Origin of the sequence: Pedobacter segetis (assembly GCF_016623585.1) — a bacterium.
GTDB classification, from domain to species: Bacteria; Bacteroidota; Bacteroidia; order Sphingobacteriales; family Sphingobacteriaceae; genus Pseudopedobacter; species Pseudopedobacter segetis.
In genome coordinates, this window is record NZ_JAEHFY010000023.1 from 23,209 (window position 1) to 42,818 (window position 19,610).

A 19,610-nucleotide genomic window follows, 5' to 3' on the forward strand; every position below is an offset into this window, starting at 1 on the left:
ATGAAATAAAATAAGCTGAATTTTGTTTTTATTTTGAATCACAAATAGTTGGCAAATCTAATATAACAGCAATTCTTAATCAAGATGTTTAAGTAAAAATCTATTTGATATTCATATTTCAAGGGTTTGCTAGTAAGTCTTTTTAACTTGCTAGCTAAAGCACAAAAAATATTAAAAGCTGTATTTCATATCTTTTCGAGAAATAAAAAACTATTTTTCTTGGCTTAGCTGCCTGTGAAATACTTTACGAAGAACGGCATATCTATATTGCAGCCAAAATTGCCATCAGCATTATAGTATAAACTGAAGAAATAATTCAGTTTGATGTTTTGAATCATAACTGTAAAACTACTCTTATTGCCGTTTTAAAGAGTTTGAAATTATGATTTTAAACTAAAAAAACCCTTAAGCTGCGTGGACCATGGGCACCTAAAACCAAGCTTTGCTCAATATCAGCAGTTTTTGATGGGCCTGCTATAAACGTTCCGTAGCTGTATTTTTTTTTGCCGATGAGTTGGTAAGCATGATGCATCGTAGGGACGATCTTTTCTTTCTCTACAATAAACACTAAATGTTGCGGGATAAACGGCAGCACTCTTTCCTTAAATAATTCATCATCCACCCAACTGGCACCATTCTCTGCCACAGCAAAATGAGTGGGTAAAATCATCAATTCAACATCTGCCAATTCATGGTTATCTAAACCGCTAAAGGGTTTGGCTATTTCATCAAATTCTTTCAAAGTAGATACTACTCTTACTTTTTCTGTTTCAAAATCTGCCTTCAAATGATGAATAATTTCCTGATATTTATTTACCTGAAATACTTTAGCTCCGATGCCCTCAATTACTCGGGTAAATTCGGCCACCAAATCCTGATTTTCTACTTCAAGTAAATGGGTGATATCCGGCAAGGCTAATAGCTCGGGCTGATTTTCTTTTACAGCATTTAATATACAGGCTCTGCTATTCATTTTGTTCTATTTTTTTGATACCACTCGCCAAATGAACTTTTCGGAACTGCTGGCATTTCTCTTTGATGATACCATGGATTAAACCTGTTTTGAGCAATAAATGGCGCATATTTTAACGTTGTTCTGGCTGCTTTACCCGCTAAGTGGTATAAGGTTGGCGAAGCCAAAGTTTTCGCCATCAGTTGCATAGACAAAGCTTTTTTTGCATCTACATATCCTTCTTTAACCAAAACCTGTCGCCATTTATAGAGCTGCTCGTGGATGTCTATCTTTACCGGGCAAACATTACTGCATGAGCCGCACAATGTGGACGCAAATGGCAAATCTGCATGTTTGGCCATATCCAAATTTGGGGATAAGATAGAACCAATAGGGCCAGCAATCACGCTATGATAACTATGTCCACCACTTCTTCTATACACTGGGCAGGTATTAAAACAAGCAGAACATCTGATACATTTTAAGGAGTTTCTGAAATCTGGGCGCCCCAATTGTTTAGTTCTTCCATTATCAACCAATACAATATGTAGTTCTTTTCCTTTTCTGGGTTTAGCAAAATGACTGGAATAGGTTGTTACAGGTTGCCCTGTAGCACTTCTGGCTAATAACCTCAAAAAAACTGATAGATGCCCTCTTTTAGGGATAATCTTTTCTATCCCCATGCAAGCGATATGGATATCCGCTAAATGAACGCCCAGATCTGCGTTTCCTTCGTTGGTGCAGACTACAATTTCTCCAGTTTCTGCCACGGCAAAATTCACTCCTGTTAGAGCGGCTCTTCTGGTAAGGAAAACATCCCTAAGATGTTGTCTTGCTGCTTCTGTTAATACCTGAGGATCTGCATTTCCTTCTGGTGTTCCCAGATGTTCATGAAATAACGCTCCAATCTCTTCCTTTTTTTTGTGAATACAAGGCAAAACGATATGACTTGGGGGCTCCTTTGCCAATTGAACAATGCGCTCTCCCAAATCAGAATCTATTACCTCAATGCCTCTATCTTCTAAGTAATGGTTTAAGTGGCATTCTTCGGTAAGCATAGATTTACTTTTTACCATTTTGCTGATCCCTTGTTTTGCCAGTAAATCATACACAATCTCGTTATGCTCTTGTGCGTCTTTAGCCCAATGGATTTGGATGCCATTGGCTTTGGCATTTAGCTCAAATTCCTCTAAATAATTGTGCAGATTTGATAAGGTATGATTTTTAATTTGTGAGGCCGCTTCACGTAAGGCTTCCCATTGAGGGATTTGCTTAGACGCTTTATCCCGCTTTTGCCTGATGAACCAAAGCGTTTCATCATGCCAATCTACCCGATCTTCGTCTTGATTAAATACTTTTGAATTCGCTGCGTGATCTATCGTTTTCATGCTTTCCTCCCATTTAAAATCTCCGCAATATGAATGATCTTGGTTTTGCTTTTTTGTCTTCTCAGGATACCTTCTAAGTGCATCAAGCATGACATATCGATACCGGTAATATATTCTGCATGATGGCGCACATGATCATTCACTCTATCTACTCCCATCTTGGCCGAAACGGCCTCTTCGGCTACACAAAAAGTACCTCCAAAACCACAGCATTCGTCTTTTCTATCCAACTCAATCATCTCAATATCTTTTACCAAATTCAATAAATCCTGAGGTTTTGAGAACGGAGGTGCATTCAGTTCCGTCATCTGCGAAAGCTTTAACCCTCTTTGCCCATGGCAACTTTGGTGCATCCCTACTTTATGCGGAAAACTTGCCTCCAGATGCTCAACCTTTAAAACATCGGTTAAAAAAGAAACCAATTCGTAAATGGTCTTACTTATTTTTTCCGCTTCCGAGGGATGCTCTTCATCATGCAGATGCTCTTTGATATGTAAAACGCAACTCCCAGATGGTGCTACGATGTAATCAAAACCTTTAAAGCTTTCTACAAAATTTTTGTTACAACCACTTGTTAAATGCTCAAATCCAGAGTTAGACATCGGCTGCCCACAACAGGTTTGGTTTTTTGGATAGCTTACCTCGCATCCAAACTTCTCTAACAGTTCTAAAGTAGCTATCGCTACATTTGGATAAAACTGATCTACATAACACGGAACAAATAAGGCAACTTTCATTGAATGATCATTATTTAAGCATTTGCGAGAGCTCTATCTAAATGGACGTAACCCCCATCAACATACAAAATCTGGCCAGTTGTATGACTAGATTGACTACTCAACAAAAAAGCAACTGTGCTACCGATTTCATAAATGGTAGTCATTCTATTTTCTAAAGGAATATTAGCCGTTATTTTATCTAAAGTCTCTTTTGGGTTTTGTAAGGTTTTAATCCAATTTTCATATTGGGGTGTCCAGCATTCAGCTACAACCAACGCATTCACACGGATTCCATATTTTAACATTTCAACAGCCCATTCTCTGGTTAAAGCATTTCTCCCTCCATTTGCTGCGGCATAGGCAGAAGTATTTCCCTGACCAGTTTCTGCAGTTTTAGAGGAAATATTTACAATACTTCCCTTTGATTTCTTAAGTTCTGGCAAGGCATAATGTGCCATTAAATAATAGTGGACCAGATTTCTGTGCAGACTTAACATAAAACCCTCATAAGAACCATGCTCTAGCCCTACGCCATCGTTTAACCCTGCATTGTTTACCAAACCATCAATTTTGCCAAATTCTTTAATCACAGACTGAACAGCTTTTTCACATACTTTAGGATCGGTTAATTCTGCCTCAATACCAAAAGCTTGACCATTTAAAGAATTGATCTGATCAATTGCCTTTTGGTTATCCTCTTTTTTTCTTCCAATGATCACTGCTATTGCACCTTCCTTTGCTACGGTCTCGGCAATTCCATATCCTATGCCTTTGGCTCCTCCTGTAATGATAATGACCTTATCTTTTAGATGTAAATCCATAATATTTTAAATTAATTGATAGTATTTAGCAGCATTTCGTCCCCAGAATTTCTCTTGTTCATCTCTAGATAACTGCTTAGTATAATATTCCGCTATTTGAGCTACTTGTTGATAATTTCCTGCTAAATTGCAAACTGGCCAGTCTGAACCGAATAACACTCTATTAGAACCAAAGGCATTAAAAACAACGTCTAAATAAGGTTCAAAATCTTCATATTTCCAGTTTTTCCAATCTGCCTCTGTAACCATTCCTGAAATTTTACAACACACATTCTCATGTTCTGCCAAAGCGGATATATCTTTTCTCCACTGGTCTATTTCTCCAATTTTGATCATCGGCTTAGACAAATGATCAAGCACAAAAATCTGATTTGGAAACCTAGACACCAATTCTTTAGCAAAACAGAGCTGATCAGTGAATATCAAAACCTCATATAAAAATTGATGATCATCCAAAGCTTTTAGTCCATCAAGAAAGGTTTTGTGTAACATTAGGTCTCTAGGGTTTTTATCCTGAAGGATGTACCTGAAACCTTTCATTTTTTCGTATTGGCTATAAAACTCTATTCTGGATGCTACGCTTTTATCAAAAAAGTTAACCCAACCTATTACCCCTTTAATAAAATCATTTTCAGAGGCTAGCTCCAACAAAAAAGTATTTTCATCTTCATGCTCATCTGCCTGTACGGCAATGCACCCGTTAAATTTTTTTTCATGAAGTAATGGCTGCAAATCCTTAGGCATAAAATCTCTTCGGATCACATTCATTTCAGAATTTATCCATGAATGCTTGACGGGATCAAACTTCCAAAAATGCTGATGAGCATCAATTTTTAGCATATGCTACCACACTTTGTTTAGCGGTTCCTAAACCATCAATGCCTAACTCCATCACATCTCCTTCTTTCAGATAAATTGGAGGTTTAAAGCCTAATCCCACGCCATGAGGAGTACCGGTTGAAATGACATCGCCAGGTAAAAGCGTCATAAACTCGCTTAAATAAGAAACAAGATAGGAGACATTAAAAATAAAATCATCAGTATTGCCGTCCTGCATCATTTGGTCATTTACTTTAAGCCATAAGTGTAAATGATTAGGATTAGGAATTTCATCTTTAGTTGCAAGCCATGGGCCAAGTGGAGCAAAAGTATCACAACCTTTACCTTTTGCCCATTGCCCACCACGCTCTAATTGAAATGCCCGTTCGCTGATATCATTATGCAAGACGTATCCGGCAACATAATCCAGAGCATCTTCTTTTGAAACATAGCTAGCCTTTTTCCCAATCACAAAAGCCAATTCAACTTCCCAATCTGTTTTTAAAGAGCCTTTTGGTAGCATCACCTCATCATAAGGCCCTACCATTGAAGTTGTAGATTTAAAGAAAATGATGGGTTCTGCAGGGATTGGCGCATTGGTTTCTTTAGCATGTTTAGCGTAATTAAGACCGATACACACCATTTTTGAAGGGCGAGCAACCGGACTTCCCCATCTCTCATTAGTATCAATTTCTTGCAATTGTTGTGTTTTAAAAATTTCTTGGAGCTGCTTTAATCCTCCGTTTTCAAAGAATTCTTCGTTATAATCTTTTATAAAAGGCGATACATCATATCTTTTATCTTTTATCATTATACCTGGTCTTTCTTTCCCAAGCTTGCCAAATCGAATCAATTTCATGCTTATTTTAATTTACTTCAATGTAAGTTGAATAATGGTATCTATATTATTTTTAGGAATGCCATCTAAATAAAGTGTTAGTTCACTCTTATTTTGCTTAAATTTTACCTTCTCATTGGTTCCCATTAATACGCAACTTCTAATCTTGCCCTTTATATCTTCAATACTAATATTAGCTTGTGATGGATCTAAAAGATGAACATAAAGGATTTGATCTTTTGCTGTTACAACACCCCAATCTTGAGGGGGTACAATGTTTCCACGAGTTCCGTAAATACTCTCACCATATTTTGCCATCCATTTGCCCACTTCCTTTAAAGTATCCTGAAATTCTTGCTGAATTACGCCATTAGGCTGAGGCCCTACATTTAACAAAAAATTGGCATTTCTGCCCGCAGCATTTACCAGATAATGAATGAGCTGGGGAACCGTCTTGTAATTGTTATCTTTAATGTTAAAACCCCAAGATTTATTCATGGTTTCGCAAGTTTCTAAGGGGAGTTGATCCGATACTTTTCCTATGCTAAAGCCTGATTTATTCTGCCCAGGAAGATCTTGTTCAAACATCTGAAAATCCTCGCCTGGCATGGGCGTTAAGTGATGATTATTTCCAATTAAACATTGAGGTTGCAATTGATGGATTAACGCATATATCTCGGAAATGTGCCAATCTACCCTTGGTGAATGATCTACAGCATTTTTGGGTCCACTTTCATCCCAATATCCATCAAACCAAATTCCATCGATTTTACCATAATTGCTCAGTAATTCTGTTAACTGGTTTTTCATAAAGCTGATATAGCCATTCCAATTTCCTTTAACCGTACGCCCAGTGCCTTGCCCTGTTCTGCCTGTCCACCAAGAATAATCATCCCTTCTCCAATCAAGCAAAGAATAGTAAAGAAATATTTTCATGTGTTGTTTATGGCATTCATCCACAATCATTTTTACCACGTCTTGATGGTAAGGTGTATTCATGATATTGAAATCAGAATATTTGGTATCCCACATACTGAAACCATCATGATGACGGGTGATAAGCGTAATGTATTTCATCCCTGCGTTTTTTGCCATACTTACCCAAGCGTGTGCATCAAACTGGGTGGGATTAAAAAAGCTCATCAGTTTAGTATAATCCTTTACAGGGATGTTCTCATTATTCATTACCCATTCTGCATGCCCCATAATACTAAAAACACCCCAATGGATAAACAATCCAAATTTAGCATCCTGAAACTGTTGACGAGCTTGAAGGTTTGTTGGAGAGGCAACATAGGTTTGTGCGTAACCACTATTAAAAATAAATGCGGTAAAAAAGCAAATCCATAATTTTTTCATATCATTTGTCTAATTGTTTAATTTAATAAAGCCTCCATCAATAGGATAATCACATCCAGTTATGAAACCTGCCTCATCAGAACATAAATAAAGGGCTAAGGCTGCCACTTCTTCTGGTTTACCCATACGGCCAATTGGTTGGCTTTTTGATAACTTATCAAATATTTCTTCGTGATTATGCGGGTAATTTTTGGCGATAAAACCATCTACAAATGGGGTATGTACTCTGGCCGGAGAAATGCTATTGCACCTGATATTTTGGTCTATATAATCTCTGGCTACAGACATGCTCATGGCATAAATGGCTCCTTTACTCATAGAATAGGCAAAGCGATCAGAAATACCTACCAAAGAGGCAATAGATGCTGTATTTAAGATTACACCGCCACCTTTCTTTTTCATCAAAGGAATTGCAGCATATAAACAGTTATAAGCTCCTTTTACATTCACTTGGTAAACTTTATCAAAATCTGCTTCCTCGGTGGTATCTGCTTTCCCAACATGGGCAATCCCCGCATTATTAATTAAAATATCGATTTTTGCAATCTGCTGAAAAACAGACACCATTTGCTTTTGATCTGCAACATCACAAATGTGTTTGAACGCTTTGCCAAATTGTTTGATTTCATTTACTGTTTCGTCGGCAAAAACTTCACTTCTATCCACAATATGAACTATGGCTCCTTGCCGAGCAAAAAGAAGAGCAATAGCTTTACCTATGCCACTTCCTGCTCCAGTAATTACCGCAGATTTTCCTTTTAAACTAAACATCTTTATTAATTAAGGTTGAATAATTTTCTTTTCTATATTTTTAAAGATTTGGGCGTTTTAACACGCTATCCACTCATACTGCACAGGCATTAGCCAATAGCCGGTATCCCTGCCCGTTCCGTTTAGGCGGGCGTTCCTATCGTTAACGCAACTATAAACTTACCCCTCTTTTCCATGGGATAAAATCATCCTGATTCAGCTTTACTGCTTTTGGAATTTCCTCTCCACTAGCTACTTTAATACAGTATTCCAAAATCTCTTCGCCCATTTGAGTGATACTTTTTTCACCAGTAATTACTCCTCCTGTATCAATATCAATAATATCACTCATTCTTTTTGCCAATGCTGAATTAGTAGCCACCTTAATTACCGGGCAAACTGGGTTACCCGTTGGAGTGCCTAAACCGGTTGTAAACAAAATTAAGGTTGCACCACTGGCAGCTTTTCCTGTTGTAGCTTCTACATCATTACCAGGGGTACAAACTAGGCTTAAACCTAGTTTTGTAGCAGGCTCGGTATAATCTAATACATCTACTACTGGAGAAGTTCCTCCCTTTTTTGCTGCTCCAGCGCTTTTTATTGCATCGGTAATTAGTCCATCTTTGATATTGCCGGGTGAAGGATTCATATAAAAACCCGATCCCACTGCATGAGCTTGAGAATCATAATCGGTCATTAAACGAATAAACTTTTCAGCAACGGGTTGATTAACACATCTATCAATCAGATTTTGCTCTACTCCGCATAATTCTGGAAACTCAGCTAATAACACTTTACCTCCCAAGCTTACCAATAAATCAGCGGTATAGCCAACCGATGGATTGGCAGAAATCCCGCTAAAACCATCACTTCCACCGCATTTTACCCCAACTATTAGTTTAGATAGAGGTGCCGGTTTACGTTCTATTTTGTTGATTTCTATTAAACCCAAAAAAGTCTGTTTGATAGCATCTTTAATTAAAGCCTCTTCACTTTGTGTTTTCTGTTGCTCAAAAATATAAAGGGGTTTATCAAAATCTGGATTTCGGAATTTCAAATCATTTAAAAAATACTGCACTTGTAAATGCTGACAACCTAAGCTCAAAAGGGTAATTCCGGCAACATTTGGATGATCTGCATAGGCTGCCAACAGCTTACTTAATATATCCGAATCTTGCCTAGTACCTCCGCAACCACCCTGATGATTTAAGAATTTTATCCCATCAACATTTTTAAAATACCTATCCTTTAAGTTTGATTCAGAAAGTGAGGTATTGAAATCATCAATAGATTTACCTTCTTTAATTTCTTGCAATAGGGTTTTAGCAAAAATTTTGTATTTATCTGTTGTTGAATAGCCCAAAATATCATGTAAAGCTTCCTTGATTACATCTAAATTTCTATTCTCGCAAAAAACGGTAGGGATAAATAGCCAATAATTAGCAGTTCCTACTTGCCCATTTTTTCTATGATAGCCATTAAAGGTTCTATTTTCAAAAGTGTGGATGTCTGGTTGTTTCCATTTATAATCTACCTTTCTATAAAAGTATGGATCAGCAGCGTGTTTGGTGTTTTCTAGACTCATCCGCTCACCGCTTTTCACTTTATTTTGGAGTTTACCAACTAACACACCATACATCAATAATTCGTCGCCAGCTTGCATATCATTAATAAAGAATTTATGCTTGGCGGGGATGTTTTCTTTAATGATGATGTTTTGGTTCCCAAAATTAAATTCCCTGCCTACTTCTAAATCCTGAAGTGCTACCAACACATTGTCTTTTGGGTCTATCTGTAAAAAAAAACTTTTATTCATTCCTAATTCTTGTTCAAATCAAATATCTTATCCATCAGTACCCATTTCTCGCCTGATTTTGCAAAAGGCAAAGGCTGCTGGAATTTCCACATCAATTCTTCCCATTCTTGTACTTTTGGGTTTTTGTTATCGGTTTCAACTTTCTTCTCAAAACTGAATTTTGAAGTTACTTCCATGATCATGAAAAGGCGGTTGCCCACTCTGTAAATCTCTAGGTTTTTGATTCCAGATACCACAATACTATGGATGATCTGTGGCCAAACTTTTTGGTGCCAGTCTTCATAGGCTTTTATCAGTTCTTGGTCATCTACTAAATCAAGTGCAAAACAATACCTTATCATATAATGGTTTTTAAAGGTTTTACTTTATACCCAAATGATGCAAAACAAAATATGACTATAAAACAGATCAAAGGCACAATATAACCTACCTGAATGTTCTGAGCCACATCACTGATGTAGCCAAAAATTGGGGGTAAAATTGCACCTCCCACTATCGACATAATGATCAAACTACTTCCAAATTTAGTATCCCCGCCTAAATCTTTAATGCCTAACGAAAAGATAGTAGGAAACATGATAGACATAAAAAATGCGATGCCTATAATGAGATATACTGCAACCATCCCCGTCAAGAATATGGCTAGAATTGATAAAGCCATACATATCAGACTATAGATCACTAACAACTTTACAGGTTTTATAAATCTCATGAAAAATGTTCCAACAAATCTTCCTAGCATAAAAGCCATCCCTACACCAAAACCAGCATAGATAGCTGCTAATCCCTCGCTTATGCTAGAAGCTTTTATGGCATAAAGTATAAAAAAACTAAATACACATACCTGTGCCCCTACGTAAAAAAACTGTGCCGCAACGGCCCAACTTAAATGCCGATGTTTTAATGCGTGAAAGACATTGGAAACCGAAGCCTCACCATCTCCATCTTTGATTTCAGGCAACTTCATAAAGTAAAAGATAATGGCAATAAATAAGATGATTGTCCCTAATATGAAATAAGGAGTTTTGACAGATGCTGCCTCAGATGCCAGTGCAATTTGCCTAGCCGATGAACTCATTGTGCTTAAAACTGCGTCAGAATAGCTTTTAGTGAGAATTATTTTTCCTCCAATAATAGGTGCCAAAGTTGCAGCTAAGCCATTAAATGATTGCGCCAAATTTAAACGCTGTACTGCCTTTTCTGGTGGGCCTAATAAAGATGCGTATGGATTTGCCGCAGTTTCTAACGTAGCTAAACCACAGGCAATTACAAATAATGAAAGCAAAAAGAAAATATACATCTGTGTATTTGCCGATGGGATAAACAAATATGAGCCAATGGCAAATAGTGATAAACCTGTTAAAATACCCGTTTTATATCCAAATTTTTTCATTAAAGCACCGGCAGGTAGTGCCATCACAAAATAGGCGATAAAGACTGAGGAGTCTATCAAAGAAGCTTGCAAATTGGATAGACTAAACGCCCTTTTAAGGTGAGGGATTAAGATTGGATCAAGATTATGGACAAACCCCCACATAAAAAACAAGGAGGTGATCATAATAAAAGCAAACCTAGTAGAGGTTTTATTTTTGTTCATGCGCAAAATAATTGGTTATCAAAAGAAATAAATAATACTATATAAAGCAAAAACTTTATATTGTGGAATATTTGCTATTTTAACTTAACTTTGGATGATGATTCAAGTGTTAAATAGAGCTATAGACATTTTAGAATATGTAGCAGAAATGGCCGATGAACCTAAATTAATGGGTAAAATCGCAAAAGATCTGAATTTAAATTTAGGAACCTGTGCAAACATTATAAAAACATTGGTGAGCCGTGGTCTTCTAAAAAGAGCTGATCATGAAAAAGGTTATTTAATTGGAGATTTGATTACTGAAATCAATAATGGAAGTTTAGGGTATAAATCTTTAATAGATAGTGCAACTCCAATTCTAAGCCAAATTACAGATGATATCAAAGAAAATTGCTTGATTGCAATTCTAAAAAAAGATAAGAGGCAAGTGATCATCAATAAGACTTGTAATCAGTTGATTCAGGCAACCACCCCAATAGAAAAATCAGCATATGATTCTTCTACTGGGAGGCTATTGATAGCTTTATTAACTGATAAAGCTATTCAATCACACATTAATCAATATGGTTTACCTCATAAGGAAGTTTGGTCTCTGGCAGCATCTAGGGTTGGGCTTTTTGAACAGATACAAATCATCAGGAATCAAGGTTATGCGCTAATTGAAGATAGTGTGCAGGTGGTTGGTGTTGCGGTGCCAATTTATAAAAACCAAAAGGTGATTGCCAGCTTTAGCATTTATCTTCCTTCCTTCAGGTTTAATACAGAAATAAAAGCCAACATGATATCATTAGCAATCGAAGCAGGTAAATCACTATCAGTCTAATTCACTGTCCTTCAAAAAAGATTTGATGAATATCATTTTTTGAAGGATTTTTTTATCATTTATTTCATTAAATTTTTCTCTAATCAGGATTGGAGATTAAGAATACACATCCCTAAAAAAGAACCGATTACAAGGAAAGCTCATTAAGAAACCTTGGAAACAATTGTATCTCCTCAAATCTTTATCGATTAACGGGGGAATCCATCCGTTTTCTTAAGCTATGTTCTTTTTCCTCGGTCCAGTACTTACAGTCTAATTGGATAAATATTGAAGAATAGGGGATAACCTCATCTGTTTTTAAAACCAGTACCTGAAACAGTTTTGAAGCCTTGTCAATATTCACAAAAACAGAATCATGCAACATACTTTTGGGTTGGTACTTTTCAATACTTTTTAACAAAGCAGTTCTGTACCCATCAATATTTTCAACTTGTTCTTTGGTAATATAGCCGAGTTCTTTATCCGTAAAAATATTTGGTTTTACGTGAGTCGAGCTATCTATCTGTGCAAGGGTATAATCAAGTACTTTTAACAGGCCCTGATGAGTATCAATTGTTACAATACCGGCGGAATTCTGGGCGGGGAAAGCTTTGTCAACAATTAAAATCCAGTTCCTATGCCCGTATTCCGAAAGCTTGGTTTTAAATTCCGGCTTCCAAGAATTTGAAGTTGATCCCTCTGTTTTGGAAGCTTCGCTCTTACAACCGATGGCGCAGCTCACTATCAATAAAACGGCTAACAGATATTTTAACGTTCTCATCATATTTATAAATTGATTTCTTTATGCTCGCCGGCTTTCAAAATAGTAGGTTTTACATTGGTTGATATGTTGCCCAAGCTGAACTTTGAAAATGAGAGCGTACCATCCAAAACAGTTAATACCGCTTTTTTATTTTCAACATCACAAGTGCCCCAAGCATATCCATTGCTCCAAAAATAGTTGCCAGGAGTTGAAGTGAATGAAATACTGCCCTTTACTCCAGAATACTGAAAGCCACTTAGCGCTAGAACAGATGCCCAACTAGCCATGGCCCTGCCATAATGATGGCCACATTCCGGCTCATCATATGGGTTTCTTTTTCGTCCGTCAAACCTTTCCCTGATGCTAGTAATACATTTTAATGCGTTGTCCGTCTGCCCTTCATACATCATCCCTACGGCTGCGGTATATTCAAAACCGGTCATGGACTCGGCAAAATATGGGAAAGGAACTTTTTCCCGTCCGTTCGGCCAGCTCGCCATAATCAGCCCACTTTCATTGCCCATCACAAAAGAGCGCATATTGTTGAATTTAGAAGAAAAATCTGCCACATAATTATATTTCATAATTGATTTTAGCGTAGTATCGATATTCTCCTTTTTAGCCAGGTAACCCAACCCACAGATATGGGCCATATATTGCCCAACTAACTGATCAACCAAACAACCTTTTCCCAATTGAAAATCAGGGTTCTTAATCTTATTGATGTCAATTTTGCCTCCCATCCTTAAGCCCGGAAAAATATCAGTGGTAGGTGGTTGAATTTTCTGGATATAATATTCTCCGTTGAAAAGGTTTGCATCAGTCCATGCACTTCCTTTTTTAAACAATAGGTTACACTTTTTGGCAAAGGCATCATCTTTTAAAAATTTGGCCATTTCTTCTGCGGCCCGTAGCGCTCCCAAATACCAGAATTGCATCTGCGGGTTCGGCCCATAATATTCCACATCCATGGTGTTATGCTGGCATCCTTCCATCACCCCGTCAACATCACCGTCCCAACCGCCTTTTACCCAAGCAAAAGCCAAAGCATTTTTTACTCTAGGCCAGTTATCTTTCAAAAATTGGTTATCACCAGATAATTGCCATTCCCTATAGAACTTCATGATAGTGCCCATTTGGCCATCCGCAGCGGCTATCGGGCCTTTTGAGGCTTCTGACAAAGGCAAATTTGCCCTAAAAGACATAAAACCGTTATCTCTGGATGCATAATTAAATTCTACATCCCTCATACTTTTTGCCAAATTACCATAAAGGAAAGGAGTGGCTACCTCGTAGTTCCAAACATGCGTACATGAGCCGTAACAGGATCCAAATTCATCCATTACGCCTTCCCACGCCATCATGTGTCCGTCTTTTATCCGAAATACAGTTTGCGAACGGAGCGTACTGAGGTTAAAAAGTGCCGCCTCTTTTACAGCTAAAGGCAAAGAAGAATTGAGAAAAGCGTTTAAAAAGAGCTTTGTCTTTTGCTTTAAAGCAGGAATCTTTGGGATAACTTTTTCTGCCACGTCCCAAGCATCTGCATATTTGGTGCTATAATAATTGCCTACTACGGTTTTAGACCATGCAAACCTGTTGGGGAAATCCCAGGTGATGTAAAACTGAAAGGTTTCGGTACTGTTAGGCGCTATCTCTTTTTTAACAGCCAGAGATGCCATTGGGTCATTATCATATAACTTATCCTTATCGGTCAGTTCGCCATCGGCGCTAAAATCATCCCAAAAATCAAGTGTAGAAAGTGCCCATCTGTCGGCCACTGAAGACCGGCGGTAGCTTACGCCTGATTTTTCATCTGTTAACAGGCCGATTGTGCCATAGGCAGGGTCAGCTTTGTTTACGCTATCGGAGTACATGTAAATGCCGCTGATCTTCCCATTGTCTTTAAAAACATTTTGGTTCTTTTTGGCTCCATCAGGGATAAAATCACCCTTCCAGTCACGATGGTATTTGCTACCATCTTTTCCAACGAAATTGCGCATGGATCCACAAACGGACACCGACATTGGTTTCGATGTTAAGTTTGTAACCTCGTAGGTAAGTACAGCAAGGGGTAAACCGCTTGCATCCGCGTCTCCGGGCACTAAAGGGTTAAACCCGATGATTTTAACTTTTACTGGGAGATTAGGGTCTGACAGATTGACCATCCCGACAGGATAGGAAGCATCAAAACTTGCATTCGCAAACCTTGGAAAACCATGCTGGTTAACAGGCCTGCCTTCGTAATGTTGGTATTCGGTATCATCAACGGGGCCTATCAATGCTCTCGTAACGGGTTTTTCATCGGCTGGTTTAATAAAAACAGCAAAGAAGGGTGCGTTATTACCCGTAGTTACGGTACTGTAGCCAATTCCGGGTTTGTTCATTATCTCCCAGTCGCGTAGTTCTCCGCGGCCTCCTAAAGAGACAGTGCCAGTACCTATGCCGCCTAAGGGCAACGCGATATTAAGCAGATGGTTTTGGTCGTAATGCTTTAAAATGGGCCAGTTGTCTTTATCTTGGGCTCTAAGCAGATGGATATTCAATACCGCAAAAAAACTTAGATTTAAAAAAAAAAGCTGTTTCAAATTTAGTTTCATGTTGCTTATCATCCTTTTGGAGTGTTAAGGTTTTTGGTTTGCAAGCCTAAACGGGGGGTCAATTGATTTATTATTCTTGAAAGCCGCTTCAAGAAGATAATATTCCGCATCTTTCCAATTTTTTCGTGTTTAAGCAGTCTTTGTAATTATAAATATTAGACTGGCCCTGGCACCGAATTGCAAGCAGCACAAAATAGTTAAAAAAGTTTAGTTATCATTAATTTGTGCTTGCAGTAATTTTTAATTATTTATTGAATTGATTGATCCAAGCCGGTAATTTACCCAAACGCAGTTTTAATTGTGCTTCATATAGTGATTTTGGTTCTACAAAAGCTCCGGTAGATTCTTCGTAGGCTAACTGGTCTTTAATAAATGTAGTACCTCCCGTAAAACCTACAATAATTGGCATTACTACACGCCAATATTTGGATTTATTTTCTGGCCAAAAATCAAATGGAGTGTAAGGAGCATTAGTTTGCTTATAGTTCCAAAATATTAAATTGGATAAATGGTTGGGCATATTCACAATAGCTCCGCCACCTCTTCCATCCATTAACCCACCGGTTACGCAATCTAATAAGGTGTTTCGGGGTTGCGATGAATGTGTTTCAAATGAAGTGTTAGATGGATAGCTCACACGCCAAATAACTGTATTAATTGATGAACCAGCAACACCCACAGAATGCCACATACCCGCTTCATCGGTAATTTTTCCTAAAAGTATGTTAGTACCCCCGTTATTACTGATTGCTTCATGACCTGAATTACCTGTTAATTTACAATTTAAAATAGAAATGTTAGCGCCAGCAGTTGTGGTACAAGCGGCACTAACATTTGTAAATCTGCAATTAATAACCCAAGAATTTACGGCTTGCCCAATTCTTAATAGAGTATAACCGCTATCATCTTGCCAAGAACGATGATGAACAAATTTATCTGTCCAGTTTCCAACAAAAGCTAAATCTTCAAAACCAACTTCCTCTACATGTGCAAATTGATATACACTCCATTTATTCTTTACATCAATTTTGTAAGGCAAAGGCGAAAACAACTCGATTTTATTGCCCGATACTGATTTAACTTGACAAAATATCCGAACAAAAACCCCGTCATCTATGATAGATTTCCAAGTAGAATCTACATTATGAACTCCCATTTCTTGCTTTACAAGCCGTGAATCATTATCCTTTAATTTGATTAAAATCCAATCTTTAGGTTTCAGATTTGAAGATTTAGATAATACGATGTTGAAGTCTCCAATATTGGCGTTAGCTGCAATGCCACCTAAGGAAATATCCTTAGCAGTGCTTTTTACTTGAAATAAGGAAGGTACAGTCCACATTTTTTTAGGGTCTTCTGGCTGCAATGTTTTCTGCATCAATAATTCTGTACCATCACTGCCAGAGCCACTACCTCTTAAAACAATATTAGAAGAGGTAATCGAAATTTGTTGGTCTGTATCATTTACACCATGTGCTATAAACTTACCTTTCGGAAAGAAAACCACTCCTCCGCCATTTTTTTCAGCAGCATTAATGGCATTTTGGATGGCTTCTTTATCAGACAGATCATCATTAGGAATGGCACCAAACTTTGTAACGTCAAAAACCACACTATTTACTTTAGGGATTTCTTTTTCTCCATAATGATATCCTACATAAGAGAAATTGGGTAAGATTGAATGGTTTGGTGCTTTTTGATATTCCTTAAATACATTGGCTACATTTTGCGCATAGGTATTGGGCAATAAAGCACTTTGAATTAGAAAAAAAGCAATGATCTTTCCTCTTATGTTGATTGATTTTTTCATTTATGTTTTGATAACTTAATTTTTGCTCCAATTGATCATTTGATGTTGGAAAATAATGCCTCCTCAATTTATATTTTGACAAGTGAGGAGGCACTTTGCCTTTTAAGCTTTTTAGCTAGTAGTTTATGGGTTTATTCTACAGTAATTTCAATTTGTTTTACCACAGTTTCTGAGCCATAAATAGTTGAATTAGTTGCAACAAAGGTAGTTTTATAAACGCCTGCTTGCGTAAATACTTTTTGATATGATTCTAAACTATTACTAAAACTTTTTAGGGATAAGCCTATATCTGGAGCAACCTTGTTTAAAAATAACGGTTGCGTGATTACCCAACCCACGTTACTATCAGTTGTTGCTGTTCCTCCTGCAAATTGTAGTTGCGTAGAAGAAATAGACCAAGATTTTGGAGAAGGTGCGATTTTAACACTTCTCCAGCCGGCATTAGCAATATTAGCGATGTTGATTTTAGAACCATCAGTGACATAGTTATCAATGCTTAGGTTTTTGATAGTCCATGTGCGTTGTGTACTACCTGTGGTTCCGTTGTACTTAAACGCTATAAAAACTGGTTTATCGCCTTTAAAAGCAGATAAATCTATAGGTCCTGAAGGGGTATTATCTGTACCTGTAGATAAATTAGCACTATTGGTAATGTCTGTCCAGGTAGCTACTCTAATGGCTGAATCTGTATAAACGCCTCCAAAGTTGGTTGAAGCCAAAAGATTTAAAGTATTTTCTTGGGTCCCATACTGCTTATATGAAGTAAACTCTAAAGTAGGTGTCCCATCGGCAGTAATTCTCTCTTTGTTGGCATAGTTGCTGCCCGCTTCTCCAGAATAATAAGTAACAAAGTTGGCATTTCCAGAAAAGGAATAGGTTAAAGTATCTCCTACTTTAATTTTTGTTTTATCAGAACTTACATCAAAACTTAACTGAGTAACTTCTTTTTTATTACAAGCTGTTATCACAGCTATAAATCCTAGTAAGATAATTGTTAATTTTTTCATTTTAAATTGTTTTTAATTACCAACCTTTATTCTGAGTTAAAGCCTTGTTTAATGAAAGTTCACTAATTGGTATTGGTAAAAGTATATCCCTATCAGATACATTTTTACCGGCCGTACCAGCATAAGAACCCATAGTTGGGTCGTTTGCTACCTCTTTCATGGCTATAATAAAATCTCCCCACCTTATTAGATCATTCTTTCTCATACATTCAAAAGGGAATTCCCTAAAACGCTCATCCTTAATAATATTTCTTAACTCATCTTTGTCGCTTACGGCAGTTGTAATATCTGAAGCGTTGGCTCTGTCCCTTACTTGCTTTACTAAAGATTTGGCCAAACCAGTTGGACCATTTACTTCGTTCTCGGCTTCAGCATACATTAATAATACATCTGAATAGCGCAAAATAGGGAAGTTTGTAGGGGTAACGTTTTTATTACGAGGCAACACTTTTTCATAGCTTCTGCGATATTTACCCGCATTCCTGGAATTTATTTGCGAAGCGGTAAAAAACGTAGAATCTACTACTACACCACCCGTAATTTTGTAAGAAAACGGTGCCACATTCCAGTCTCTTCTTTTATCTGCAGCTTCATAGCTTCTGTATAATTTAGGCGTAGCATTAATAAAACCATATGAATAACCAAAAACATCATCAGAACAACTAATGCCGATTACATTACCTAAACGCCCACCCTCATAATCAGTTAATCTATTGCCAAATTGCTCGCCTTCCCAAATACATTCTTTAATGTCATACCTATCGCCTGCTAAATTTTTGAAAATATTAGCGTAGTCTGGGTTTAAAGAGTGAATGTTAGAACCGCTAGTTGGGTTTACTATTGCCTTTGCCCACTTTAAAGCTTCAGCGTATTTAGAAACATCATTTAAAGGCTGGCCAGCCATTTTCAAACACACCCTGGCTAAAATACCTCTTACAGCATCTTGCGAAACTCTTCCCCCAAAACCAATGGTTGCTAATGGTTGTACCAAAGGTTCAGCATCTGTCATTTCTTTAACTATAAAATCATAAAGAGTTTTAATATCAGCACCCGGTGTATTAACGTTATTAACAGAGTTTGACGGGCTAGTTTTTAATGGTACACTTCCCCAGTTTTGCACCAAAAAGAAATAGTAATATGCTCTTAAGAACTTTGCTTGCCCTATAATGTTGTTTTTTTTGTCTTGATCCATATTTACTTTATCTACATTGGCCAATAAAACATTAGCTCGCTCAATTCCTTGGTATAAAGCATCCCATAAATCATTAACATTAGGATCAGCTGAACTATAATTATACACTTGCGGACCGGTTGATTGGGCACTTCTTGCATAATAACCTTCGTCAGAAATACTAAAAATGGTCATGTAGGTGTTAGAGTATAACTCAGATCTGCCTAAAATATCATAAACGCCTGTTAAAGCCGTGTTTAAAGAAGCTTCACTGGTAAAATAATTTTCAGGAGATATGAAATCTTTAGGTGTTAGTTCTAGAAACTTTTTACAGCTAATGCTCTGTAAAGAGAGAAATATCAATATTATTATTATCTTATTTTTCATAAAAAATCTTTTAA

At 37.3% G+C, this 19,610-nt stretch carries 17 protein-coding genes; 1 reads left to right on the top strand and 16 read right to left on the bottom strand.

Features of this window, described 5'->3' with window-relative positions; translation table 11 throughout:
- Window positions 1-388: 388 nt before the first annotated feature.
- The 11 genes from I5M32_RS14400 to fucP form a co-directional block, all read right to left on the bottom strand.
- On the bottom strand, window positions 389-973 hold the full coding sequence (locus I5M32_RS14400; protein ID WP_200587602.1) for a LutC/YkgG family protein: 585 nt from the start codon (window positions 971-973) through the stop codon (window positions 389-391).
- Window positions 970-2,340 carry a lactate utilization protein B gene (locus I5M32_RS14405; protein ID WP_200587603.1) on the bottom strand — a complete coding sequence of 457 codons (1,371 nt, stop codon included), beginning with the start codon at window positions 2,338-2,340 and terminating at the stop codon, window positions 970-972. Before I5M32_RS14405 ends, I5M32_RS14400 begins: the two co-directional genes overlap by 4 nt.
- Window positions 2,337-3,077, bottom strand: a complete 741-nt coding sequence (locus I5M32_RS14410; RefSeq protein ID WP_200587604.1) for a (Fe-S)-binding protein — start codon at window positions 3,075-3,077, stop codon at window positions 2,337-2,339. The genes I5M32_RS14405 and I5M32_RS14410 overlap by 4 nt, the downstream gene beginning before the upstream one ends.
- A gap of 14 nt (window positions 3,078-3,091) precedes the next feature.
- Window positions 3,092-3,880 (bottom strand): L-fucose dehydrogenase, encoded by a 789-nt coding sequence (locus tag I5M32_RS14415; RefSeq protein ID WP_200587605.1) that lies wholly within the window; start codon window positions 3,878-3,880, stop codon window positions 3,092-3,094.
- Window positions 3,881-3,886: 6 nt separating this feature from the next.
- Complete coding sequence (locus I5M32_RS14420) at window positions 3,887-4,720, bottom strand: amidohydrolase family protein (protein ID WP_200587606.1); 834 nt, start codon at window positions 4,718-4,720, stop codon at window positions 3,887-3,889.
- On the bottom strand, window positions 4,707-5,558 hold the full coding sequence (locus I5M32_RS14425) for a fumarylacetoacetate hydrolase family protein (RefSeq protein WP_200587607.1): 852 nt from the start codon (window positions 5,556-5,558) through the stop codon (window positions 4,707-4,709). Before I5M32_RS14425 ends, I5M32_RS14420 begins: the two co-directional genes overlap by 14 nt.
- Window positions 5,559-5,570: 12 nt before the next feature.
- Complete coding sequence (locus I5M32_RS14430) at window positions 5,571-6,896, bottom strand: alpha-L-fucosidase (RefSeq protein ID WP_200587609.1); 1,326 nt, start codon at window positions 6,894-6,896, stop codon at window positions 5,571-5,573.
- A 9-nt stretch (window positions 6,897-6,905) separates the two neighbouring features.
- Window positions 6,906-7,667 (bottom strand): SDR family NAD(P)-dependent oxidoreductase, encoded by a 762-nt coding sequence (locus I5M32_RS14435; RefSeq protein WP_200587612.1) that lies wholly within the window; start codon window positions 7,665-7,667, stop codon window positions 6,906-6,908.
- A gap of 151 nt (window positions 7,668-7,818) precedes the next feature.
- Window positions 7,819-9,462, bottom strand: coding sequence for a UxaA family hydrolase (locus I5M32_RS14440; protein ID WP_200587613.1), 1,644 nt, complete (start codon window positions 9,460-9,462; stop codon window positions 7,819-7,821).
- A gap of 2 nt (window positions 9,463-9,464) precedes the next feature.
- The gene (locus tag I5M32_RS14445; protein ID WP_200587614.1) at window positions 9,465-9,803 is read right to left on the bottom strand and encodes an L-rhamnose mutarotase; all 339 of its coding nucleotides are present in this window, start codon (window positions 9,801-9,803) and stop codon (window positions 9,465-9,467) included.
- Window positions 9,800-11,059 (bottom strand): L-fucose:H+ symporter permease, encoded by a 1,260-nt coding sequence (gene fucP / locus I5M32_RS14450; RefSeq protein ID WP_200587615.1) that lies wholly within the window; start codon window positions 11,057-11,059, stop codon window positions 9,800-9,802. The genes I5M32_RS14445 and fucP overlap by 4 nt, the downstream gene beginning before the upstream one ends.
- Window positions 11,060-11,156: 97 nt before the next feature.
- Between fucP and I5M32_RS14455 the strand changes: the two genes are divergently transcribed.
- The gene (locus I5M32_RS14455) at window positions 11,157-11,882 is read left to right on the top strand and encodes an IclR family transcriptional regulator (RefSeq protein ID WP_200587616.1); all 726 of its coding nucleotides are present in this window, start codon (window positions 11,157-11,159) and stop codon (window positions 11,880-11,882) included.
- Between the two features lie 181 nt (window positions 11,883-12,063).
- Here I5M32_RS14455 and I5M32_RS14460 read toward each other — a convergent pair whose 3' ends face one another.
- The 5 genes from I5M32_RS14460 to I5M32_RS14480 all read right to left on the bottom strand — a co-directional run bounded on the left by I5M32_RS14460 (window position 12,064) and on the right by I5M32_RS14480 (window position 19,596).
- Window positions 12,064-12,645, bottom strand: a complete 582-nt coding sequence (locus I5M32_RS14460) for an RbsD/FucU domain-containing protein (RefSeq protein WP_200587617.1) — start codon at window positions 12,643-12,645, stop codon at window positions 12,064-12,066.
- A 2-nt stretch (window positions 12,646-12,647) separates the two neighbouring features.
- The gene (locus tag I5M32_RS14465) at window positions 12,648-15,221 is read right to left on the bottom strand and encodes a GH116 family glycosyl-hydrolase (RefSeq protein ID WP_234461973.1); all 2,574 of its coding nucleotides are present in this window, start codon (window positions 15,219-15,221) and stop codon (window positions 12,648-12,650) included.
- Window positions 15,222-15,465: 244 nt separating this feature from the next.
- Window positions 15,466-17,031, bottom strand: a complete 1,566-nt coding sequence (locus I5M32_RS14470; RefSeq protein WP_200587618.1) for a DUF4955 domain-containing protein — start codon at window positions 17,029-17,031, stop codon at window positions 15,466-15,468.
- Between the two features lie 131 nt (window positions 17,032-17,162).
- Window positions 17,163-18,038, bottom strand: a complete 876-nt coding sequence (locus I5M32_RS14475; RefSeq protein ID WP_200587619.1) for a DUF5017 domain-containing protein — start codon at window positions 18,036-18,038, stop codon at window positions 17,163-17,165.
- Window positions 18,039-18,054: 16 nt separating this feature from the next.
- On the bottom strand, window positions 18,055-19,596 hold the full coding sequence (locus I5M32_RS14480; protein WP_200587620.1) for a RagB/SusD family nutrient uptake outer membrane protein: 1,542 nt from the start codon (window positions 19,594-19,596) through the stop codon (window positions 18,055-18,057).
- Window positions 19,597-19,610: the final 14 nt, after the last annotated feature.